This is a genomic window from Rhodococcus sp. NPDC078407 (assembly GCF_044542515.1).
Taxonomy (GTDB): domain Bacteria; phylum Actinomycetota; class Actinomycetes; order Mycobacteriales; family Mycobacteriaceae; genus Rhodococcoides.
In genome coordinates this window covers 161,245-183,340 of the sequence record NZ_JBITUQ010000001.1, presented here as the reverse complement: position 1 = coordinate 183,340, position 22,096 = coordinate 161,245, and the positions used below count along the sequence as shown (strand labels likewise).

Annotated in this window: 20 protein-coding genes and 1 riboswitch; of the genes, 14 read left to right on the top strand and 6 right to left on the bottom strand. The window is 65.1% G+C overall.

Going from position 1 to position 22,096, the window contains the following annotated elements:
• Nucleotides 1-168: 168 nt before the first annotated feature.
• The 5 genes from ACIGGF_RS00835 (at nucleotide 169) to ACIGGF_RS00815 (ending at nucleotide 5,194) form a co-directional block, all read left to right on the top strand.
• On the top strand, nucleotides 169-450 hold the full coding sequence (locus tag ACIGGF_RS00835) for a hypothetical protein (protein ID WP_397519556.1): 282 nt from the start codon (nucleotides 169-171) through the stop codon (nucleotides 448-450).
• Between the two features lie 115 nt (nucleotides 451-565).
• A riboswitch (cyclic di-AMP (ydaO/yuaA leader) is annotated at nucleotides 566-727 on the top strand.
• 18 nt (nucleotides 728-745) lie between these two features.
• The gene (locus ACIGGF_RS00830; RefSeq protein ID WP_397519555.1) at nucleotides 746-1,300 is read left to right on the top strand and encodes a C40 family peptidase; all 555 of its coding nucleotides are present in this window, start codon (nucleotides 746-748) and stop codon (nucleotides 1,298-1,300) included.
• A 300-nt stretch (nucleotides 1,301-1,600) separates the two neighbouring features.
• Nucleotides 1,601-2,662: an NlpC/P60 family protein gene (locus ACIGGF_RS00825; protein WP_397519554.1), complete on the top strand. Its 1,062-nt coding sequence runs from the start codon at nucleotides 1,601-1,603 to the stop codon at nucleotides 2,660-2,662.
• A gap of 31 nt (nucleotides 2,663-2,693) precedes the next feature.
• Nucleotides 2,694-4,046 carry a hypothetical protein gene (locus tag ACIGGF_RS00820; protein ID WP_397519553.1) on the top strand — a complete coding sequence of 451 codons (1,353 nt, stop codon included), beginning with the start codon at nucleotides 2,694-2,696 and terminating at the stop codon, nucleotides 4,044-4,046.
• Between the two features lie 23 nt (nucleotides 4,047-4,069).
• Nucleotides 4,070-5,194: a glycosyltransferase family 4 protein gene (locus tag ACIGGF_RS00815; protein WP_397519552.1), complete on the top strand. Its 1,125-nt coding sequence runs from the start codon at nucleotides 4,070-4,072 to the stop codon at nucleotides 5,192-5,194.
• 25 nt (nucleotides 5,195-5,219) lie between these two features.
• Here the strand turns inward: ACIGGF_RS00815 and ACIGGF_RS00810 are convergent, their stop codons facing one another.
• Nucleotides 5,220-7,022 carry an AMP-dependent synthetase/ligase gene (locus ACIGGF_RS00810; RefSeq protein WP_397519551.1) on the bottom strand — a complete coding sequence of 601 codons (1,803 nt, stop codon included), beginning with the start codon at nucleotides 7,020-7,022 and terminating at the stop codon, nucleotides 5,220-5,222.
• Nucleotides 7,023-7,153: 131 nt separating this feature from the next.
• On the opposite strand from ACIGGF_RS00810, the gene ACIGGF_RS00805 reads away from it, so the two are divergent.
• The 6 genes from ACIGGF_RS00805 to ACIGGF_RS00780 all read left to right on the top strand — a co-directional run bounded on the left by ACIGGF_RS00805 (nucleotide 7,154) and on the right by ACIGGF_RS00780 (nucleotide 11,930).
• A complete protein-coding gene (locus ACIGGF_RS00805) occupies nucleotides 7,154-7,546 on the top strand; it encodes a polyketide cyclase / dehydrase and lipid transport (protein WP_397519550.1) in 393 nt (130 codons plus the stop codon).
• A gap of 132 nt (nucleotides 7,547-7,678) precedes the next feature.
• Nucleotides 7,679-8,113 carry an SRPBCC family protein gene (locus tag ACIGGF_RS00800; RefSeq protein WP_397519549.1) on the top strand — a complete coding sequence of 145 codons (435 nt, stop codon included), beginning with the start codon at nucleotides 7,679-7,681 and terminating at the stop codon, nucleotides 8,111-8,113.
• 32 nt (nucleotides 8,114-8,145) lie between these two features.
• The gene (locus ACIGGF_RS00795; protein WP_397519837.1) at nucleotides 8,146-9,375 is read left to right on the top strand and encodes an ArsA family ATPase; all 1,230 of its coding nucleotides are present in this window, start codon (nucleotides 8,146-8,148) and stop codon (nucleotides 9,373-9,375) included.
• A gap of 109 nt (nucleotides 9,376-9,484) precedes the next feature.
• Complete coding sequence (locus tag ACIGGF_RS00790; protein WP_397519548.1) at nucleotides 9,485-9,982, top strand: hypothetical protein; 498 nt, start codon at nucleotides 9,485-9,487, stop codon at nucleotides 9,980-9,982.
• A 63-nt stretch (nucleotides 9,983-10,045) separates the two neighbouring features.
• On the top strand, nucleotides 10,046-11,023 hold the full coding sequence (locus ACIGGF_RS00785; RefSeq protein ID WP_397519547.1) for an ROK family protein: 978 nt from the start codon (nucleotides 10,046-10,048) through the stop codon (nucleotides 11,021-11,023).
• 178 nt (nucleotides 11,024-11,201) lie between these two features.
• The gene (locus ACIGGF_RS00780) at nucleotides 11,202-11,930 is read left to right on the top strand and encodes a lysophospholipid acyltransferase family protein (protein WP_397519836.1); all 729 of its coding nucleotides are present in this window, start codon (nucleotides 11,202-11,204) and stop codon (nucleotides 11,928-11,930) included.
• Nucleotides 11,931-11,944: 14 nt separating this feature from the next.
• Here ACIGGF_RS00780 and ACIGGF_RS00775 read toward each other — a convergent pair whose 3' ends face one another.
• The gene (locus ACIGGF_RS00775) at nucleotides 11,945-13,234 is read right to left on the bottom strand and encodes a glycosyltransferase 87 family protein (protein WP_397519546.1); all 1,290 of its coding nucleotides are present in this window, start codon (nucleotides 13,232-13,234) and stop codon (nucleotides 11,945-11,947) included.
• Nucleotides 13,235-13,315: 81 nt separating this feature from the next.
• Here ACIGGF_RS00775 and ACIGGF_RS00770 point away from each other — a divergent pair, with 81 nt between their 5' ends.
• Nucleotides 13,316-13,807, top strand: coding sequence for a polyadenylate-specific 3'-exoribonuclease AS (locus ACIGGF_RS00770; RefSeq protein WP_057476103.1), 492 nt, complete (start codon nucleotides 13,316-13,318; stop codon nucleotides 13,805-13,807).
• Nucleotides 13,808-13,852: 45 nt separating this feature from the next.
• A complete protein-coding gene (locus ACIGGF_RS00765) occupies nucleotides 13,853-15,238 on the top strand; it encodes a class II 3-deoxy-7-phosphoheptulonate synthase (protein ID WP_397519545.1) in 1,386 nt (461 codons plus the stop codon).
• An 18-nt stretch (nucleotides 15,239-15,256) separates the two neighbouring features.
• Here ACIGGF_RS00765 and pknB read toward each other — a convergent pair whose 3' ends face one another.
• Nucleotides 15,257-17,230 carry a Stk1 family PASTA domain-containing Ser/Thr kinase gene (gene pknB, locus ACIGGF_RS00760; protein WP_397519835.1) on the bottom strand — a complete coding sequence of 658 codons (1,974 nt, stop codon included), beginning with the start codon at nucleotides 17,228-17,230 and terminating at the stop codon, nucleotides 15,257-15,259.
• 173 nt (nucleotides 17,231-17,403) lie between these two features.
• On the opposite strand from pknB, the gene ACIGGF_RS00755 reads away from it, so the two are divergent.
• The gene (locus tag ACIGGF_RS00755; RefSeq protein ID WP_397519544.1) at nucleotides 17,404-17,775 is read left to right on the top strand and encodes an Rv2175c family DNA-binding protein; all 372 of its coding nucleotides are present in this window, start codon (nucleotides 17,404-17,406) and stop codon (nucleotides 17,773-17,775) included.
• On the opposite strand, the gene ACIGGF_RS00750 is transcribed toward ACIGGF_RS00755, so the two are convergent.
• From ACIGGF_RS00750 to crtI, 3 genes are all read right to left on the bottom strand, one after another.
• On the bottom strand, nucleotides 17,772-18,737 hold the full coding sequence (locus ACIGGF_RS00750) for a phytoene/squalene synthase family protein (protein WP_397519543.1): 966 nt from the start codon (nucleotides 18,735-18,737) through the stop codon (nucleotides 17,772-17,774). The genes ACIGGF_RS00755 and ACIGGF_RS00750 overlap by 4 nt on opposite strands.
• A gap of 10 nt (nucleotides 18,738-18,747) precedes the next feature.
• Nucleotides 18,748-20,388 (bottom strand): alpha-(1->6)-mannopyranosyltransferase A, encoded by a 1,641-nt coding sequence (locus tag ACIGGF_RS00745; protein WP_397519542.1) that lies wholly within the window; start codon nucleotides 20,386-20,388, stop codon nucleotides 18,748-18,750.
• Nucleotides 20,389-20,516: 128 nt separating this feature from the next.
• Nucleotides 20,517-22,091: a phytoene desaturase family protein gene (gene crtI, locus ACIGGF_RS00740; RefSeq protein ID WP_397519541.1), complete on the bottom strand. Its 1,575-nt coding sequence runs from the start codon at nucleotides 22,089-22,091 to the stop codon at nucleotides 20,517-20,519.
• Nucleotides 22,092-22,096: the final 5 nt, after the last annotated feature.

Below are 22,096 nucleotides of genomic sequence, written 5' to 3'. Positions count from 1 at the left end.
GGACGACGGTAGGTCCGAGGTCCGACAGAAACGATCATCGCGGCGTTGCGCCCGCATCGTGTCGCCGTTCCTGCGCCCTGCATGTCACGAAACCTGTCGGTGGCGGACGCTACCTTTCGCTCGATGGCCGATTCGGCCGCCTGAAACAGCAAAGAGACAAGGATCACAATGATCATCGATTGCAGTGACTGCCTGGTCCGTGACATCGCCTGCGCGGACTGCGTCGTGACGGTGCTTCTGGGGCCGCCCGGAATGCCGTCGAGATCGGACGGGCGGTGGGTTGGACCACCCTCGCCGATCACGCTCGAGCAGGAGGAACTCGGTGCAATGGGAGTTCTGGCGGACGTCGGTCTCGTGCCGGCGTTGAAGCTCGTCACCGACGCGAACGCGCCGGCCGAAGGCCCGTTGTTATCGACTCGTGACACACCGGGGGATCAGCGCGCCGGCTAGCGGGAATTGGGCCGAATTCGCCCGCTTCGGCGAGTTGGGGTCGACACGGGGGTATGCCATTTCGTAACCTTCCTGAGACCTTGCGGAGTCTCGCCAATCCAAACCGGAGTGGCGTCGCAAGTCACCGCCTAATCGTTCACTCGCGAGAGTGTTCGTACCGGGAACCCGATATTTACTGGGGTGAATCCCGCTGAGCCACCAGACAGTGGCCGGTGGGTAGGGCTGCTCTTCCCAGCCCGAACCCGTCAGCTAACTCGGTCGGCGGACGATAGGAAGAAACGGAGCACCATCTTTCGTGGCGTCACAACTTTTCAACCGATCATTGCGGCGAGTCCTCGTAGCCGGAGCGCTCACGGCAGGCGTGGTCATTCTTCCCGCTGCACCCGCAATGGCGGCCCCCCTCACCATTCCCGGCGTCGGAACTTTCGAGATTCCTGACATCCCGGGTCTCCCTCCCCTCAACCTTCCGGGTGTGCCCGCACCGGGCGCACCGTTGGCACCCCAGGTCACGCCGGCAGCGAAGGCCGTTCAGGCCGCGGAATCCAAGATCGGAGCACCGTACGTGTACGGCGCTTCGGGTCCGGATTCCTTCGACTGCTCGGGCCTGATCCAGTGGGCGTACAAGCAGGCCGGCGTCAGCTTGCCCCGGACCAGCTACGACCAGGCAGCCGCAGGCACTCCGGTCTCACGAAACAACCTGATCCCCGGTGACGTCGTCTCGTTCTACGGCGGATCGCACTCGGGTATGTACATCGGCGACGGCAACGTCGTGCACGCATCCACCTCCGGCGTGCCGGTCAAGGTCGCTCCGGTCGACTCGATGCCGTTCGATGGTGCTCGTCGCTACTGATCCGGACAGCAGACGTTCGCTGTGACAGACCGACAGGGTCGAGCCGTTCACCGGCTCGGCCCTGTTGTCGTCGGCGGACCTCGCGACACGCCGGTCCGGTGGACAGGGAAGCATCCAGTTCGTAATCTGATCGAGACCTGGTCGATGTTTACTTTGTGACCTGTCATCCAGAACGCCCTTCTATTTCGGACCGCGTTCACGTCCGCGCCCGCAAAAGCATGGGTATGGTTCGTTTCGATCTACTTTTCCAACCGCTGCCTCGCTCGAGGCGGCATGTGTGAGGACGGAGAGTCGCTTTCCGTGGCGATATCGAGATCTACCCGAGTGTGGCGACTGACCGGAAACTCGGTGGTGGCTGCTGCATTGGCAGCGTGCATCGCCTTGGCCCCGACGACGCCCGCAACGGCGCAGCCGGGATTCGATTCGGCGTCCGACGCCCAGGCCACGCTCGCCGACCTCTCGCGCCAGTCCGAGCAGACCAACGAGGCCTTGAACAACGCTCAGGTCGATCTGGACGCCAAGAAGCAGCAGGAGCTCGACGCGCAGGCGCTCGTGGATCAGAGCCGGGTTGCGTTGGACGCAGCACAGACGCAGCTGGCGGCACTGAAGCCGGCCATGGACAAGGTTGCCAACGTCAACTACCAGGGCGCTCGAACCAACCAGTTGTTCGCTGTGATGGTCAGCGATTCGCCGCAGCAGTTGCTCGATCAGATGTCTGCACTCGACGTCATCTCGGCCGATACTGCCGAGCAGGTCGCCCAGTTCAAGCAGGCGAGTTCGGACGCCGCCAATGCCGAGCAGGCCGCAGCGACGGCCGCCGATCAGGCCCGGGTTGCGGCCGAGCAGGCAAAGGCGGTCAGCGACGATCTCCAGGCCAAGCAGAGCGAACTGCAAGGGCAGATCGCCGAGGTGATGGCCGCCTACAGCGCGCTGTCGTCCTCCGAGCAACTTGCTCTCGCCGGATCGTCCATGCCCGAGGGTTTCGATCCGAACACGCTTCTACAGAATTTGACGCCCGGATCCGGGGCCAGCGCATTGCAGGCCGGTCTGACACAGATCGGTAAGCCGTACGTCTGGGGCGCGACCGGGCCGGACGGGTTCGACTGCTCGGGGCTGGTCCAGTGGGCGTACAAGCAGGTGGGCAAGACGCTGCCTCGGACGAGCCAGGCCCAGGCTGCGGGCGGAACTCCGGTGGACCAGAAGGACCTGCAGCCCGGTGATGTGGTGCTGTTCTATCCGGATATCTCGCACGTAGGCATCTACGCCGGCGGCGGCAACGTGCTGCATGCCTCCACCTTCGGAGTTCCCGTGAAGGTGCAGTCGATGGCGTCGTTCCCGTACTACGGAGCTCGTCGATACTGAGGGAGTGTCTCGACGATCGACGGACGGCGACATGAGCGCCTCCCACCGGTATTTTCTCTTTCGCTCTTCGCCGCTGCGGTGGCTCGTCGTTGTGCTGATTGCCGTCGTGACTGTCTCGGTGGTCGTGATTCACCGATTCGACGGCACGTCCAACGCAGGAACCGACCACGGGACCGTCGCTCAGGCTCCGCCGACCTACGATCAGCAGCGTCGAACCGATGTGACCGTCCTGCTCGATCAGTGGGCCCGCGCGGTCCGGTCCGGTGACGTCGATGCTCTGCAGGGTCTGATCGACCCCCTCGCCGACCCGGATTTCGCGGAGGCGCAGGTCCGCCGGGCACAGGTTGTTCCGGACGTACCCTTCGCCGAATTCGGCTACGAACTCGGCGACGAGTCGGAAACTCCAGTTCCGTCATCTATCGCGGAGCCGTTGGACGCCACCGACGTCTGGGCACCATCGGTGTATCTGCGATACGCGGTGGCGGGACCGGACGCGTTGCCGACACGTCGACCCGTCTCGCTCGTCGTCGCCGAGCGGGATGGCCGATGGCGGCTCGTCGACGATGCCGACCTGACCTCGTATCGACGCCAAACCTGGCGGGGGCCATGGGACTTCGGACCGCTGACGGTGCGTTCGGTGCCCACCGCTGCGGGGACCTCGGTGGTCATGGGGCATCCGGACCGGGAGCAGTTCGTCGAGAACCTTGCTGCCGAGTTGCCGTCGGCAATCGATGCAGTCACCGACTTCTGGGGAGACGACTGGGCGCGAGACGGTCTCGTCTTCGTCGCATCCTCCGCGGAGGAGTTCGCGGAGCTGACCGGATCCGATCCGTCGACCGACGTGGCGGCGGTGACGGTGTCCGACGCGGTGGCGCCGGACGGCTCTCGTCCGACGGGCCAGCGGGTGGTGTTCGGTCCCGACGCCGCGGCGCGGTTGACGCCGTTCACCGTTCGCTCGGTCCTGCGTCACGAGTTGACGCATGTGGCGGCGAGGGCGCGAACGGACGCTGGCACGCAGTTGTGGGTCTCGGAAGGGTTTGCCGACTATTCCGGGTACCGAAACTCCGGTGCCGTGTTTGCGCAGCTGGCCCCCACTCTCGTGTCGATCGTGGCGTCGGGCGGGCCGCCGACGGTGCTGCCGCGGGACGAGGATTTCGGTGCCGGTGGCGCTCGGTCCAGTGTGGCCTACGAGTCGGCGTGGTCGGTGTTCGCCTTCGTAGCCGATCGGTTCGACGAACGGACGGTGCGGAGGCTGTACGAGGCGCTGGCGTCCGATCCTGCGTCGGACGGCTCCACCGATGTGGCCCTTGCATCGGTGCTGGGGATGGACCGTGCCCAGTTCGTCGCGTCGTGGGGCGACTGGGTAGCTTCTCGGTCGCGGTGACGGCGAGCGCTACGGTTGACGCCATGCGTCGTACATTGCTCGTGACGAACGATTTTCCGCCTCGCCCGGGTGGAATCCAGTCCTACCTGCACAGTTTCGCCTCGCAACTGCCGGCAGACGAGCTCGTCGTCTATGCACCGCGTTGGCGCGGCGACTCGCACGAGAAGTTCGATGCCCAGCAGCCGTTCGAGGTGATCCGACATCCGACGACACTGATGCTGCCGACTCCGCTCGTCGCGCGCCGCGCAGCGGGAATCGTGAAGTCACATCGATGCGACTCGGTGTGGTTCGGTGCATCGGCACCGCTGGCCGTGATGTCGACGCACATGCGTAAGGCCGGGGCCGAACGCATCGTGGCGAGCACTCATGGTCACGAGGTCGGCTGGTCGATGGTGCCGGGCGGACGTGCGACGCTACGCACCATCGGCGAGAGCACAGACGTGGTGACCTACGTCAGCAAGTACACGCGGGGTCGATTCAGCTCGGCTTTCGGTCGGAACGCTGCCCTCGAGCATCTGCCACCCGGGGTCGACACGGATCGATTCGTTCCCGACGACGCTGCGCGAGCCGAGCTTCGCGCGCGCTACGGCCTCGGTGACCGCCCCGCGATTCTTTGCTTGTCCCGGCTCGTACCCCGTAAGGGTCAGGACTTCCTGATCCGAGCGCTCCCGGGTATTCGGCAAGCCGTCGATGGTGCCGTTCTGGTGATCGTCGGCGGCGGGCCGTACGAGAACACTCTGCGTGAACTCGTTCGATCCACCGGGATAGAGCAACACGTGGTGTTCACCGGCACGGTGCCGTCCGCTGAGCTCGCCGCGCACCACACCATCGCCGACGTCTTCGCGATGCCGAGTCGCACTCGCGGCGCAGGTCTGGACGTGGAGGGCCTCGGGATCGTGTATCTGGAAGCGTCCTCGTGCGGAGTGCCCGTCGTCGCCGGAATGTCCGGAGGCGCACCGGAAGCCGTGCAGCACAACAAGACCGGCCTGGTCGTCGACGGTACCTCCGTCTCGGGTATCACCGACGCGATCGTGAGAATCCTGTCCGACCGCACGCTGGCCACCCAGATGGGCAACGCCGGCCGCGCATGGGTGGACGCCGAGTGGCGCTGGGACGTGTTGACGGAGAAGTTGCGATCGCTCATCTAGCGTCCACCGTTGCCGGTGCTGCGCCTCACCGGGCGTAGATGGATTCGATCTCGTCGGCGTAGGACGCGGTGATGACGTTGCGCTTGAGCTTCATCGTAGGGGTCATCTCGCCGCTTTCCTCCGAGAAGTCATGGGGGAGCAGTCGATACTTCTTGATGGATTCCGCGTGTGAGACGGACGTGTTCGCATCGGCCACGGCAGCGTCGATCTCTGCGACGAGATCGGGATCGGTCTGCAGGTCCGCGGCGGTGGCGTCGGAGTCCTTGCCGTGGGCGGACTTCCAACGACCGAACGCCTCGGGATCGAGGGTGATGAGTGCGCCGATGAAGGGTTTCTGATCGCCCACGACAACTGCTTGACTGATCAGCGCACTCGCCCGCAGCCGGTCTTCCAGTCCGGCCGGTGAGACGTTCTTACCGCCTGCGGTGACGATCAGTTCCTTCTTGCGCCCCGAGATGGTGATGTATCCGTCGTCGTCGACGGAACCGAGATCGCCTGTGCGGAACCATCCGTCGTCCAGCGACTCCGCGGTCGCGGACTCGTTGCGCCAGTAGCCGTCGAACACGACCGGACCGCGGAGTTGGATCTCACCGTCCTCGGCGATGCGCACGGTGTTGCCGGGTAGTGGACGTCCGACGCTGCCCACTCGTTGGAATCCGATGGTGTTGACAGCGAAAGCCGCGGTGGTTTCGGTCAGACCGTAGCCCTCGTAGATTGTGACGCCGATGCCGCGGTAGAAGTGGCCGAGACGGGCACCGAGCGGCGCTCCTCCGGAGATGGCGAGTTCGCACTTGCCGCCGAGTGCCGCTCTGAGCTTGCCGTAGACCAACTTGTCGAACACGGTGTGCTTGGCGCGCAACAGGATTCCCGGTCCGCCGGCATCCTGCGCTTCGCTCCACGCCACCGCGCATTCGGTGGCGAGGTCGAAGATTCTGCCCTTACCGTCGGCATGCGCCTTTTGCTTCGCCGTATTGAAGACCTTCTCGAACACGCGCGGCACCGAGAGAATGAAATCGGGCGAGAACGTGCCGAACGTGGCGACGAGATTCGGGATGTCGTTGGTATGGCCCAGCGTGACTCCGGCGTCGCACGACGCGATGCTCACCGCGCGGGCAAGGACGTGTGCAAGAGGAAGGAACATCAAGGTGCTGCGGCCCTGCGTCATCAAGGATTTCAGCGATGTCTCGCGAATGCCCAGTGACTCAGCCAGCAGATTGGCGTGTGTCAGTTGCACGCCCTTGGGACGTCCGGTGGTGCCCGAGGTGTAGATCAACGTTGCCGGATCGGATGAGCTCAACGCCGAGACTCGCTGGTGCACAAAATCTTCCGTGACATCTGTGCCGGCCTCGGTCAATGCTTGCACCGCGCCGGTGTCGGCGGAATCGATCACGAACGTCCGACGCACCGACGGGGCCGCGGAGACGACGGACTTCGTCTCCTGCACGTGTGCGTCGTTCTCGAGTACGAGTAGTACCGGTTCGGCATCCTCGAGAATCCACTCGACCTGTCCGGCCGAGGATGTCTCGTAGATCGGTACGGTCACACCGCCAGCGGCCCAGATCGCGTAGTCCACGACGGACCACTCGAATCGAGTCGACGACATCAGCGCAACTCGATCGCCTTGTTCGATGCCTGCAGCGATCAGTCCTCTCGCCACCCCTGTGACCAGTCGCTCGAACTCGGCAGCGGTCACGTCGGTCCACCGCCCGTCCACGAGGCGGCGAAACACCACGGCATCCGGTGCACTGCGAGCACGGAGAAAGACGGTGTCGACAGCCGAGTCGGTGTCCTCGATGGCGAACTTTGCGGCGGCGGTGAACTCGCGCACGGGATTACCTCCGAATAGAACTGAGAGAGAAAGTTGATAGCTCGGCTTCACAGATACTCTAGACCCTGTGTGCGGACGTCCGAATGCGCCTCGACGCCGCGGCGTGCGACCGGATGTGTGAAGCTCTGTCGATGAGCAGTATTCAAGTTGCGGATCAAACATTCGTGGCCGCTCCCGGTGATCGAGTGGCGCAGGCACTCGCCTCGCCCGAGCGATGGCGACGGTGGTGGCCTGATCTGAACCTGACCGTCACCGAGGACCGCGGGGACAAAGGAATCCGGTGGGCCGTACGCGGTGGGGTGATCGGAACGATGGAGCTGTGGCTCGAGCCCGCGCTCGACGGGGTCGTCGTGCACTACTTCCTGCATGCCGAGCCCGCTGGTTCCGGCGGGATTGCGACGCAGCAGCATGCTCGTCGGGTGGCGGGCCGAGCCATGACGTTCGAGCTCAAGACCGAGCTCGAGGCCGGTCGGCCTGCGGGTGAGGCACCGAGCCACGTAGCGTCGAGCTCAGCTCACGATTGAACCGCGCGGTACGGTCGGCCGGTTCGCATTGTGCGTCCGCGGATCGATCGTGTGAGATAGGACTGCCACCTGTTCCACGGCACGACAGCGAACGAATCGATCGAAGAACCGAGAGGAAGCGGACGAGAAGTCATGGCGGAGAAAACCCAGAGGTCGATCGTCGTCGAAGCCCCGCCGAGTCAGGTCATGGACGTCATCGCTGATTTCGACGCGTACCCCACGTGGGTGTCGGCCGCGAAGTCCGTCGACGTCCTCGAAGTCGGTCCGGACGGGCGCGGCAAACGCGTGAAGTTCGTGCTGGACGCGGGCATGGTGAAAGACACCTACGAACTCGAGTACGACTGGGCGGCCGACGGTAGCGCGGTGTCGTGGAATCTCGTGTCGGGAGAAATGCAGAAGTCGCAGAAGGGCTCGTACACGCTGCGCGAGACCGGCAACGGCACCGATGTGACGTACGAACTCACCGTCGACCTGAACATTCCGATGATCGGCCTGTTCAAGCGCAAGGCAGAGAAGGTCATCACCGACACTGCACTCAAGGAATTGAAGAAGCGGGTCGAAGGCTGAGCGAAGCTCGCACCGAACCCCGCACCACGGTGATGCTGTTTCTCGGCAAAGGTGGCGCGGGTAAGACCACGTTGGCGGCTGCGTCGGGGCTGCGGCTCGCGCAGGACGGTAAACGAGCGTTGATCGCCTCGATCGATCAGGCGCCGTCTCTCGTCGATGCGGTGTCGGGTGACGGTGTCATCGACGACGCGGATTCGTCCGGAATCCGATCCGTCTCGACGGGACTGGACATCGTCGAGATCGACACGCTGCGGCTGCTCGAGGAGCGATACCGAGGCCTCGGCCCGTTGATGGCCACGGCGTCCACCGGTCACGAGCACGGGGTGAGCTTCGGGGCCCTCGAACCGGAGGAACTGCTGGGCTTCCCGGGAATCGAAGAGTTGCTGGGCATGCATCGAGTCCAGGGTCTGGTCGATGAAGGTCGTTGGGACACCGTGATAGTGGACCTGCCCGCTTCGGCCGACGCGATGAGGACTTTGCAGTTGCCCGACACCGTGTCGGCGTACGTGGAGCGGATCTGGCCGCGCCACGATCGGATGGTGGCGGGCACCGGTTCCGACGTGCGGCTCACTCTGGTGGTGGCGATGATCGAGCGAGTTCTCGCCCAGATCGAATCGGTTCGGTCACTGATCACCGACCCAGCGCGCACCGCAGCAACCGTGGTCGTCACCGCCGAACACCTGTCGGTCGTCGACGCCGAACGAACTCTGTCCGCTGCGGCACTGCTCGGAATCGGCATCGACCGAGTTCTCGTCAACAAGATTCTGCCGAACCTCAACTCCTCCTCGGTCGGGCTGGTCGGTGCGCATCCGGCCGTGTTCTGGTTCGAGACCTGGCGGGCCGCTCAGCTCGATGCCGTCGCCGAGCTGCGCCGACGCATCGGCGGCATCCCGATAGTGGAGGTGGAGCGAGCCGCCGGGGAACCGGTAGGGTTGGGCCCCTTGCAGGAAGTAGCCGATCGCCTGGAGCAGGCCGGGCTCGAACGGCGAACATCGGACCGGGGTGAACGCACCTCCGTGGTTCTCGAATCGGGGGGCGGACTCGAATCCGTCTACGCGATGAGAATGCTGCTGCCGGTGGTGGATTCGACGACCTTGGGTGTGGGGCGAGTGGAGGACGACTTGATAGTCAGTGCCGACGGCAGGCGACGGCGCATCAGGTTGGCGTCGGTGCTTCGTCGGTGCGTCGCGGACTCCGCCGAGCTCGACGGTCCGTGCCTGGTGGTGCGTTTCCGTCCGAACCCCGACATGTGGCCACTGTGACAGAACGTGTGGACGCTGTGACAGAACGTGTGGCCACTGTGACAGAACGTGTGGCCACTGTGACGGGACCGGGCACGACGTTCCCGGGCACGACGTTCGGGGCGCTGCGGTGACCTCCGAGCATTCCGAGCTGGGGGCCGATCTGTTGGCTCTTGCCGACACCGTGCTGACTCGGCTCGACCCCATTCTTCGCCGGGTAGCCGAGACGCAGCAGGAACGTGATCAGCAGAGCTGCAGCTGGTGCCCGGTGTGTGCGCTCGCTGCATTGGTGCGCGGCGAGCGTCACGACCTCGTCGAACTCGTGGCGTCCGAGGGTGCGGTGATCATCGCGCTGTTACGTCAGCTGCTCGCCGACCATACGAAGACGGACCATACGAAGACGGACCATACGAACACAGACCACACCGGTACCGGGTCCGGTCACCCTGCAGATTCGCCTGCAGGCCCGTCGCCGACCGAGAACGCGTCGGACTCGGCTCCGAACGAGTCGGTCGACCTCTCGAACGTGTCGGTCGACACGAATGCGCCGGGTGGCCGCGGGGCCGCCTTCGTTCCGATTACCGTTCGAGTGAAGAATCCGCGATCGGACACACCGGATCGTCCGTGACGGGCGGCTCCGCGGGGCGATCGGTGACAGCCGTGTGGGGGACGGCAAAGAAAGGCTCGAGGAATGAAGCGACACCACCACCAGCGGCTGACGGTCGGCATCGACGTGGGCGGGACGAGCCTGCGTGCTTCCGTCGTCGATGCCGAGGGCCAGGTGCTCGACTCGACGGCAGCTCCGACTCCGCACACCGCGCGTGCCCTCGAGCGTGGGCTCGATCGTGCAGTGCAGGAGCTGGCCGGGCGACACGACATCGCCGCCGTCGGTCTGGCCGTCGCCGGCTTCATCGATTCCGAGCGCACGACTGTTCGGTTCGCTCCGCATCTGCCGTGGGTGGATACCGCTGTCGCGACCGAGATGAGCGCGCGCATCGGGCTGCCGGTGCTGCTCGAGCACGATGCCAACTCGGCGGCGTGGGCCGAGTACCGGTTCGGTGCCGCATCCGGTGGCCGCAACGTGGTGATGGTGGCCATCGGTACCGGAATCGGTGCGGCGTTGTTGATCGACGGCAGGATCTACCGCGGCAGTCATGGGGTGGCTCCGGAGCTCGGCCACATCCAGGTCGTTCCGGACGGTCGGGCGTGCCCGTGCGGTAAGCGTGGGTGTTGGGAGCGGTACTGCAGCGGAACCGCATTGGTGGACACCGCGGTCGAGTTCCTTGCTGCCGATCCGTCGTCGTCGACGACTTTGGCCCGTGAGGTGTTTCTCGATCCGGGCTCGCTGACGGGGCGGCGGATTGCAAGCGCCGCACACGACGGTGATCCGATCGCCCAACGCACCATGGAGGACTTCGCGCACTGGCTCGGAGTCGGGCTGTCCATGGTCGGTGATGTGTACGACCCGGATCTGATCGTGCTGGCCGGGGGAGTGGCGACGTCGTCGAGCCAGTTTCTCGCCCGCGCCACCGACAAATACGCGCAGCTTGTGACCGGTGCGGGCCACCGGCCGCTGGCTCGTATTCGCAGCACCCAACTCGGTGAGGCGGCGGGGATGATCGGGGCTGCGGAGCTGGCGCGGGCCCAGTTCGTCACCAGCGGACGCTGACCTTCTCGGACCGTATCCTGTGTCCTCTGTCCCTCGGAGGCCGACGATGTGGCTGGTGTCATAAACCGTGGGTACAGTTCACTACGCGGCACGGTTCGAGGATGCACGGCCGCAGTCGATTCGCTTCGGGGCGAAGCGGCACCAAACGATTTCCCGACCATCATCAGGGAGCATGTCAATGTGGTACTGGCTGGTTAAGTACATTTTCATCGGTCCCCTTCTCATCGCCCTGGGTCGGCCCACGATCGAGGGTGCGGAGAACATCCCGACGGAGGGTCCGGTCATTCTGGCCAGCAACCACAAAGCCGTTCTCGATTCTTTCTATCTCCCGCTCAAAACACCTCGACGCATCACCTTTCTCGCCAAGAGCGAGTACTTCACCGGACCGGGGCTCAAGGGCAAGTTCCAGAAATGGTTCTTCACTGCGGTCGGGCAGGTGCCGATCGATCGCACCGGTGCCGACGCGGCACAGGACGCGCTCAACGCAGGCGTGCGCGTGATCGAGGCAGGCAAGATTCTCGGCATCTATCCCGAGGGCACGCGGTCACCCGATGCGCGGCTGTACAAGGGCAAGACCGGGATGGCGCGTCTGGCGCTGCAGACCGGTGTTCAGGTGATACCGGTTGCGATGATCGGTACCGAGAAGATGAACCCGATCGGTTCGCGCGTGTGGCGTCCGGCGAAGGTCACCATCCGCGTCGGAAAGCCCATCGACTTCTCTCGGTTCGAGGGAATGGCCGGCAACCGTTTCGTCGAGCGCGCCGTCACCGACGAGGTGATGTACGACCTGATGCTGCTGTCCGGACAGGAGTACGTCGACGTCTACGCTGCGTCCATGAAGAAGGCCGTCCCGGTGGACGATTCGGCTCCCGTGGCTCGGCGTATCCCCGACTCCCAGGCCAGCTGACCACCGCGCCGCGATCAGCCGATCGTAGCGGCAGTGTTCGTTGTCCTGGTGCGCGACAAGTCGACCACTGCGAGGGCGACGATCGACACCAGAGCCCACCACACGTATCCCGAGGCGGCGAACTGATCGACGAGCGGCCAGCCGAGTCCGCTCCATCGTCCCTCGCCGAGATTCCAATGCGGCGGATACAGCATCAGCGCCAGTCCGACTGCCACCAGAGCCAGCAGAAGTGCATTGCGGCGGCGATAGCCGAGCACGGCGAGCACGATGGTGAACGGAACTGCCCACACCCAGTGATGCGACCAGGACACTGGTGAGACCAACAGGCCCAACATGGCGTTGATCGTCAGGGCGAGGGCAATCTGACCGGCTGCGAACGCCTTTCGTATCGCCACCGCAGCAACGGCCAGGACAATCACCGACAACGCGAGCCACAGGATGGACCGCGGTAGCTCGTCGAATCCCAGACGCGCGAGCACGCCGGTGATCGACTGGTTCGGTGGGTAGGCCGGGCCACCGATCCGATCGGAATCGACGATGGTCTCGGTCCAGTACTTCACCGAGTCCGACCACGTCAGCGCGAAGCCGACCGCGGTGAACACCGCAAAACTCAGAACCGACACCACGGCAGCACGAAAATCTTTGCGCAGCAGGAAGAACAACACGAATACCGCGGGAGTGAGCTTGACGGCGGCCACGAAGCCGATCAGCAGCCCTCGCGGCCACGGTGTCTTCTTCGGCAGGCAGTCGAGTGCTACGAACGCCATCAGGACAATGTTGATCTGACCGTAGTTCAGCGTCGAGGTGACCGGCTCGAGTACGAGCACCGACACTGCGAACGCGGCTCCCGCGGACCACCACACAAGCGTCTGGGGACGAATCCCGAGCGAGGTGAGTGTCGCCACGACGGTCACGAACAACAGAAGCATCGACAGTGCAGTCACCGTGATCGATGCGGCGTAGAGCGACACCGACGACAGCGGGCTGAACAGAGCTGCGGAAATCGGGGGGTAGGTGAACGGCAGCGTCGTGCCGGTCGCGATCGGGGGCAGCTGCCCGTAGAGATCCCCGCCCTCGGCGAACACCTGGCCGCCCAGTCGATACACATCCAGATCGAGTCGGTAGTGCTCACCCAGAGGGCGTAGACCCGGAAAGCCGTTGAGGTGAAACAGGACACCGATCGAGGCGGCGATCACGGCGACGATCCTGCTCACCGCGACCACCCATCGCGGCCATCGACGTGGCGTCGGCCCGGCCGGTCCCGATGCCTCGGCGATCGGACGGTTGGTGTCGGGCGAAGTCACTGTCGTTCCCTTTCAGGGCTTGTTCGGCTCGGTTCTTCGGTGCGTGGGAGACGCGCCCGGGCACGCGCTAGGGTGAGCCGCGTGCGCTACTTCTACGACACAGAGTTCATCGAGGATGGTCGCACAATCGAGTTGGTCTCGATCGGTGTGGTGTCCGAGGACGGTCGCGAGTTCTATGCGGTGTCCTCCGAGTTCGACCCCGAGCGGGCGGGCCGGTGGGTCCGGCGCAACGTCTTGCCCAAGCTGCCACCGTACTCGTCGCCGCTGTGGATGAGCCGATCCCGAATCCGCGAAGAACTGCTCGAATTCCTGGTCCCGCACTACGGTGCCGAGGTCGAATTGTGGGCGTGGGTAGCGGCGTACGACCACGTGGCGCTGTGCCAGCTGTGGGGATCGATGACCGAGCTGCCGCGGTCCCTGCCCCGGTTCACCCGCGAGCTGCGTCAACATTGGGAGGATCGCGGCAGTCCCGAGCTGCCGTCGGTGCCCGACGACGCACACGACGCCCTGGCCGATGCCCGCCACAACCTGGCCAAGTTCCAGGCGATCGAGGAGTACTCGCACCGCGGGTGAACACCCGTTGTCCTGCGACGACGGCGGTGCGAATATCCTGAAGCGGTGAACTGGACTGTCGACGTACCCATCGATCGCTTGCCCGACCTGCCGCCGCTGTCTCCGACGCTGCGCACTCGATTGGACGACGCGTTGGCCAAGCCCGCTGCGCAGCAGCCGCAGTGGGATCCCGAGCAAGCCGGCGAGATGCGCAAGGTGCTCGAGAGCGTTCCGCCGATCACCGTCGCAGGTGAGGTCGAGGCGCTCTCGGACAAGCTTGCTGCCGTCGCCCGCGGCGAAGCATTTCTGCTCCAGGGTGGCGACTGCGCCGAGACGTTCGTCGACAACACCGAACCGCACATCAAAGGCAACATTCGCACGCTGCTGCAGATGGCCGTGGTGCTGACCTACGGGGCCAGCATGCCGGTGGTCAAGGTCGCGCGTATCGCCGGCCAGTACGCCAAGCCTCGCTCGTCGAACATCGATGCTCTCGGCCTGCAGTCCTACCGCGGCGACATGATCAATTCGTTGGTGGCGGACGACAGCGTCCGCGGCCACGATCCGTCACGGCTGGTTCGCGCCTACGCCAACGCGAGTGCGGCGATGAACCTCGTTCGGGCACTGACCGGCGCCGGCATGGCCGACTTGCACAAGGTGCACGACTGGAACCGCGAATTCGTCGCGCAGTCGCCCGCGGGAGCTCGCTACGAGGCGCTGGCCGGAGAAATCGATCGTGGCCTGCGGTTCATGGATGCCTGCGGCGTCACCGACCCCAATCTGCACACCGCCCAGATCTTCGCGAGCCACGAGGCGCTCGTTCTCGACTACGAGCGCGCGATGCTGCGGCTCGACAACACCGACGATCATCCCAAGCTCTACGACCTGTCGGCGCACTTCCTGTGGATCGGTGACCGCACTCGCCAGCTCGACGGCGCGCACATCGCGCTGGCAGAACTGATCTCGAACCCGATCGGACTCAAGATCGGGCCCACGACCACTCCCGAGATGGCCGTCGAGTACGTCGAGCGTCTCGATCCGACCAACAAGCCCGGTCGCCTCACCCTGATCTCCCGTATGGGCAACGGCAAGGTTCGCGACATTCTGCCCGCCATCATCGAAAAGGTGCAGGCCACCGGCCACCAGGTCATCTGGCAGTGCGACCCGATGCATGGCAACACCCACGAGGCGTCCACCGGATACAAGACACGTCACTTCGATCGCATCGTCGACGAGGTGCAGGGGTTCTTCGAGGTGCACAACGGTCTCGGCACCCATCCTGGCGGTATCCACGTCGAGCTGACCGGCGACGACGTCACCGAATGCCTCGGCGGAGCACAGGACATCTCCGATCTGGACCTCGCCGGCCGCTACGAAACTGCCTGCGACCCGAGACTGAACACGCAACAGAGCATCGAGCTGGCATTCCTCGTCGCCGAGATGCTTCGCGACTGATTCGTCCGCCGGTCGGGCTCAGGGGAGCGAGACGACCGTGACCTCGGAGCCCGGTTCCACGCCGGAACCGGCTCCGGGGCTCTGGGTTATCACCAGCGACCCGTCTGTGTCGACCACCTGACGGACGTCGATCGTCAGGCCCAGGGCCGCGAGGGTGGTTCGAGCCGAGCCCACCGAACGCCCCAGCAATGACGGTACGGTCACGGCGTTGGACACCTCGAGCACGGCGGTGGTTCCCGACCGGACCGTCTGCCCGGCCTCCGGAGTCGTTCCGATCACCTTGCCGCCATCGGTTTCCTCGTCGAACGTCTCACGAACCTCGCCGACGGTGATGCCCACCGATTCGAGAGTCGTCCGTGCCTGGTCGACGCTCTGGCCGCGAACGTCGGGCACCTCGACGGGAGGTGCCCCCTTGCTGCGAAGCACCGTCACCGAACTTCCGGTGGTCAGAACTGTGCCCGGAGGTGGGTCCAATGCGGCGACCCCGCCGATCGGCGTGGTGGTGCTGAAGGCCTCGCCGCCGTCGACGGGAGTGAACGTTCGATCCCGCAAGAGCTGTTCCATGTCGTCGACCGATGCGCCCGAGTCGATGGAGGGGACACTCGGGCTGCCCAACGACACCAGAAGGAACACGGTGTCGCCCTTCGCGATTCGTGATCCACCGGTGGGGTCGGTGCCGATGAGAAGGTCGGTGTCCACGGAATCGGAGTAGGTTCCGCGTACCTCCGCCTCGAGTCCGGCCGCCTCGACGGCACTGGTGGCACCGGTGGTGTCGAGCCCGTCGACCATCGGAACGGCCGTGTAGCGACCGGACCCCATCCACCAGCCACCGAAGCCGACGAGGACCGCGAGCAGCGCGACGACGAGAAGCCAGACCACTATTGCTCGTCGCGAGCGCAGTCGGTCGGCCTCGAAGTCCGGGAAACTGTAGTGCCCGCGGCCGGTCGCGGGTGGGTCCGCGGCCGGCGCATCGTCATCCTGTCGGTACTCGACTTCTCGGGAGTTCGGCGACGTCACCGCTCGGGTGTGCTGCACCCCGTCCTGAGCGGGCGGGGAATCGTGGACCACCTGGGTGCGAGTGGACGGGGCCCGATCGCCGGCGACCGTGGTCGGAGCTCCTGCAGCCACGGAGCTCAGATGTTCGGCCGATCTCGTCGGCGCAGGCACGCGGTAGTCGGGCAGCGCCAACGCCGACGCAGCGCCGCGAAGCGCGCGGGCCATGTCGTCGGCGTTGCGATAACGGTGCTCCGGGGCGCGGACTGTCGCGTGTTGGACCACCTCGTCGAACTGCGGCGGAACGCCGGCGATGAACGTGGACGGACGGGGCACGTCGTTGTCGATGCGCTGATAGGCGATGGACAGTGACGTATCGCCGGTGAAAGGGGTGCGTCCGGTCAGCAGCTCGAACAGCACCACACCGACGCCGTACACGTCGCTGCTCGCGGACGCCGAGCCGGTCGTGACCTGCTCGGGGGACAGGTATGCGGCGGTACCCAAAATCACACTGCTCGACGTGACCGTGGACGCCGCAATGGCTCGCACCAGACCGAAATCGGCGATCTTGACGTCGCCGTCGTCGCTGATCAGGATGTTCTCCGGTTTGATGTCGCGATGTACAAGTCCTGCTCGGTGAGCTACTGCGAGCGCTTCGAGCACCGGCCGGACCACGGCAACCGCGGCGTGCGGTGGCATCGGGCCACGTTCGCGGAGGAGCTCGCGCAGAGTTCCGCCCTCGACGAGTTCCATGACGAGGAACGCGTGTTCGCCATCTCGCCCGTGGTCGTACACGGCGACGAGGCCTGGGTGGCTGAGCCTGGCCACCGCTCGGGCCTCGAACTCGAAACGTTGGACGAACTGTGGATCCTCGGCGAACTTCGGATCCATGATCTTCACCGCCACCGGGCGATCGAGCCTGGTGTCGAGGCCTCGGAAGACCGTCGACATACCGCCCCGTGCGATCGGCCCGTCGATACGGTACCGACGATCGAGCATCGAACCCGGGATCACCGAACCTCCTCTCGTCGTACCTACTTCGTCTGCGTTCGTGCCGGACCTCCGACGCCGATCGTATCGGTGCGTCGTCCAGTGGCCGGCGATCGTGTTCCTGCTCTCGCGCCGGCCCGCCGTTTTCGAGTCTGGACGCCGGACCCGTTAACGTTACCTGCGTGAGTGCCATTCCCTACGCCGACGACGTGCTCGATCCGTCGGTGTCTCTGTTGCAATTCGCCGACGTCGCGAAGATCCTCGACGTTCCCAAGACCCGCGTCGAACAGCTCGTTCGAGATCGTCAGTTGCTGGCTCTGAAGCGTTCTCGCGTGCCCGGTGTTCCCGAGCAGTTCTTCGACGTGAACAAGGGCACCATCGTCAAGGGCCTGCCCGGTCTGTTGGCCGTACTGCACGACGGCGGCTACGAGGACGAGGAAATCCTGCGGTGGCTTTTCACCGAGGACGAGAGCCTGCCCGGCGCGCCCGTCACCGCACTCCACGGCGATCTGATGCGCGAAGTCATCAGGCGTGCACAGGCGATGGCCTTCTAGCGAACTGTCGCGCGCTTGAAGCCGGTGACGGCGAACTGAGGAAGTGCGATCCGGGCTCGGGTCCACTGCGGCACCGTCGCCCGCTGAGAGAGTACGCGGTAGCCCTGCGACTCGACCTCGTCCAGAATTCGCCCGTACAGGATCGACGCCGTGCGCATGGACGGTCGCACTCGCGGATCCAGCATGTCGATGCCCGCGTCGGATGTGCGATAGATCGAGCGCGTGACGGCGATCAGGTGTGCGAGAGCGCGGGTGACCCGAGCATCCACACTCCCCGTCGTTCGGCACCAACGAAGCAACTCTTCGTCCACGCCGAAGGCCGCCAGCTCATCGGTGGGGAGATAGATGCGATCGCGATCGAGATCCTCGCCCATGTCCCGGATGAAGTTGGTCAACTGGAACGCCTCGCCCAGCGCTGCAGCAGGGGGCTCGGCCTCGGACCGTTCGACGACCGTGCCCAGAATCGGCAACATCTGCAGTCCGATGACCGCAGCAGAGCCGTACATGTATTCACGCAACTGTTCCATCGTGCGGTAGCGCGAGACGAACACATCGCTGCCCGGTATGTCCATGCGCATCGAGTGCATGAAGGCGAAGAAGTAGTCGTGTGGGATGTCGTACCGCAACACGGTGTCGCACAGAGCGCTCAATACCTGGTCGGTCACGCTGTGCGGCAACGGCTTTCCGGCGAGGGCGTCGCGCACTCGAGCTTCGATCACGTCGAGTTCGACGATGCGGCGGGCGTTGAGCTCGTCCGATCCGACCGCGATGTCGGTTCCTTCGAGGTCGACTATGTCGTCGACCATGCGAGCGAATCCGTACAGCGCATGCACCGCCGCACGCTTGTCGGTCGGCAGCAAGCGGGTGGCGAGGAAGTACGTCTTGCCGTGCTGGGCGTTGAGCTCGCGGCAGATTCGGTACGCCTCGTGCAGCGCCGGATCGATGTTGTCGAGTTCTTTCATAACGAATTTCTCATGACGTGGACTCATCTTCGGCCGGTACGGGTGCGGAGGACTTGGGGGCGTTCGGCACGGCTCGGTGCTCCCTGGAATGGTCGGAGCGCAAACGAAGCGGGTCGACGCGTGTCAGCGCGAGGGCAGCCACCACGGCCGCGACGATGGCGAGTGCGACATGCACGACGTTGTACAGGCCGATGGCACCGTCGGGTTGAAAGACGAGCATGAGCCAGGTCGACAGTCCGGTGAGAATCATCAGCGTCGTTCGTGACAGTGCGAACCCGGCGGCGATCGCCAGCGGCCACGAGTAGTACCACGGCAGAGCGGCGGGGGAGAGTACGACGGTGGCGACGAGGGCGATCAGGATGCCCTTGACGGCATTCCGCTCGGATTTGCGGCCCCACCACCACGCTGCGACGAGGACGGCGAGCAGGGCGATCGAGCACAGCAGCCGCGTGACGTAGAGAACCGGATCCAGGCGCAGATCGAGAAACCACGAGGTGCCGACGGTCACCAGGTGGGCGAGGATCGTCGGCAGCGAGAGCCAGTTGATGATCTTGGCCGATCCCGAGAGCGCTGTCAGCCACCCGATTCCGACGCCGGCCACGAACGACGAGACGGCGAACACAGCGACGAAGACCGATGCTCCGATTCCGGCGGTTCTCGTGAACATCAGCAGCGGCGATGGCGGCGTCCGGCCTTCGGTGCGGGCCTTGTCCCGGATGTGCAGCATCCAGATCCACACCAGGAACGGCAGAGCCAGGCCGGCTGTCGCCTTGATCGCTACCGCGATCGCGACCAGGGCAATACCGGCGACATGGCGATGTGCGAGGGACAGCACGATGCCGGCCGTCATCAGACCCACCATCAGCAACTCGTTGTGTACCCCGCCGATCAGATGGATCAGGACCAGCGGGTTGAGTACCGCGAGCCACACGGCAGTGGTCGCCCGGCCCCCGAGGTGATCGGCGAGCCGCGGAACTGCCCACATCATCAGCGCCAGACCGGGCAGCATGGTCAAACGCAGCAGCATCGTGCCGGCGATGACGTTGTCACCCGTCACAGTGGTGATGCCCTGGCCGAGTAGCAGGAACAGGGGCCCGTACGGTGCCGTCGTCGTGGTCCAGACATTGCTGACGTTGTCGAGCAGAATCCCGGGATTGGCAACGGGGCCGACGCCGTACGGATCGAACCCGTCACGCAGCAGTGCGCCCTGAGCCAGATAGGAGTAGGCGTCGCGGCTGAACATCGGTACCGAGAGCAGCAGCGGCGCGGTCCACGCCGGAACGATCCACCTCAGTTCGCCGACAGTGGTCCGACCGTGCAGGGTGGCCCGCCCGAGCCGGACCCAGGCGGTGATCATCAGCAACACGCCGACCCAGACGATGATGGTCGACAGTACGAATCCATGGCCGAATCGTAGCCACGACAGGTGCATTTCCTCGAGGAGCGGATCGCGTCGGCGCACGCTTCCGGCGCCGAACCCGCCGAACGTGATGCAGACGGCTCCGACCACGCCCAGAATTGCCGCTTTGCCCTCCGGGCTGCGCAGAAAGTTTCCCGTGGCGGTCATCCTCGACCGTGACGTGGTCGACGACCCGGGTGCGTCGTCCGGGGATCGACCCTCGGAGGTGGAGTGCGACGAAATCGAAGACATTGCCGCCTGCTCCTCCTCTGCGTTCTCGCCGGTCGTCGAACGATCATGGTCGCAGCAATGAGCGCGACCGGCAAACGATCGCGCTCAGCTTAGTTGGTCGGTGCAGTGAATCGAACGAACCCAGCGCGCTAGCGTCCCGTCACCCGCTCGGCGGCGAGCTTTCCGGACACCAGAACTGTCGGCACGCCTACGCCCGGCGTCGTACCCGAGCCGGCGAGAACCACGTTGTCTAGTCCGGCGACCATGTTCTTGCGTCGGAACGGACCGGTCTGCCGGAACACGTGCGCGGACGAGAACGGCGAGCCTTCGATCATGCCTTTCTCGGCCCAGGTCTCGGGTGTGTCGATGTGGTCGAGCACGAATCCGTCCAGAAGTCCGCTGTATCCGCGTCCCTCCATCGTCGTCATGATCTCGCGGAGATAGGGCTGCGCCAATTCGGTCCACGCCAGCGGAGCGCTGTCCAGGTTGGGGCACGGTGCCAGAATCGATACCGGCTCGCTGCGGACGCCGCCGCGCATCACTTCGAGTGTCGGATCGCTCACAGACGGGCGGGTGATGAGCAACGAGGGATCGGCCATCAACGAGCCCTTACCGGATTTCGCGGTGATCCGGCGGAAGGTTTCGGCCCATTCGTCGCCGAAGTCGATGGTGTGATGCGCACGAGCGGGCCATGTCGCGGTCGTATCGACGGGAACCGTTCCGTGCGCGACGACCGCGGACGGTGAGACGACGCCGTAGCCGTTTCGCCTACCCTTCTTCGACACCGACGCGCGGTCGAGGAGTCGATCGACGACGGGCAGATCGGCGGTGAGAACGAGTGCGTCGCACGCAATTCGATGGCCGGTCGCGGTGAGGACCGAATCGGCCCGACCGCGGTCGACGGTGATGTCCACGATCTCGGTGCCGAGCTCGAGTGTTCCGCCCGCGGTGACGAAGGCATCGGCCATGGCCCTGGCGATGGCCGCCATGCCGCCGTCGGGGAAGAAGACGCCGAGGGAGGTGTCCATGTGTGCAATGGCCCCGTAGACCGCGAGAGCCTTCTGCGGTGCCATGCCTGCGTAGAGCGCCTGAAAGGTGAACACGCGTCGCAGGCGGGTGTCTTTCAAGAACTTGTCGACGCGTGGTCCGAGCTTGCCGAACCCGCCCAGCTTGAGCAGCGATGCGGTGTCGCGCGCGGCCGCCTTGGACCCCACGAGATCGAGCGGGGAGTCGAAGTTCGAGTCGATGTACCGGTCGAACTCGGCGTCGAAGATGTCGGCGAGCCACTTCCGCAGATCGCGGTACCCCTGCGCCTCGGCGGGCCCGCAGGTCCGTTCGACCTCGGCTGTCATCGTTTCGGGGTCGGAGTAGACGTCGATGGACGTGCCGTCCGCGTACCGGGTGTGGTAGGACGGCGATAGTGCCGTCAGACGGATCTGTGGTGTCGTCGACTCGAAATCGGCACCCACAGCGGCCAGCGCCTCGAGTACGAGATTCGGCATGGTCAACACGCTCGCGCCGTTGTCGATGTCGTACAGGTGCGAGCCGTCGGTGTCCGATACCGGGTACACCCCGACTCGGCCGCCCACCGTCTCCTCTCGCTCGACGATGGTGACTTTCCTCCCGGCACCCAGCAGATGCAGTCCGGCGGCCAATCCGGCCAATCCGGCTCCCACCACCACGACCGTGTCGGTGGGTCCGGTGACCGTGCGAACAGAAGACATGACGC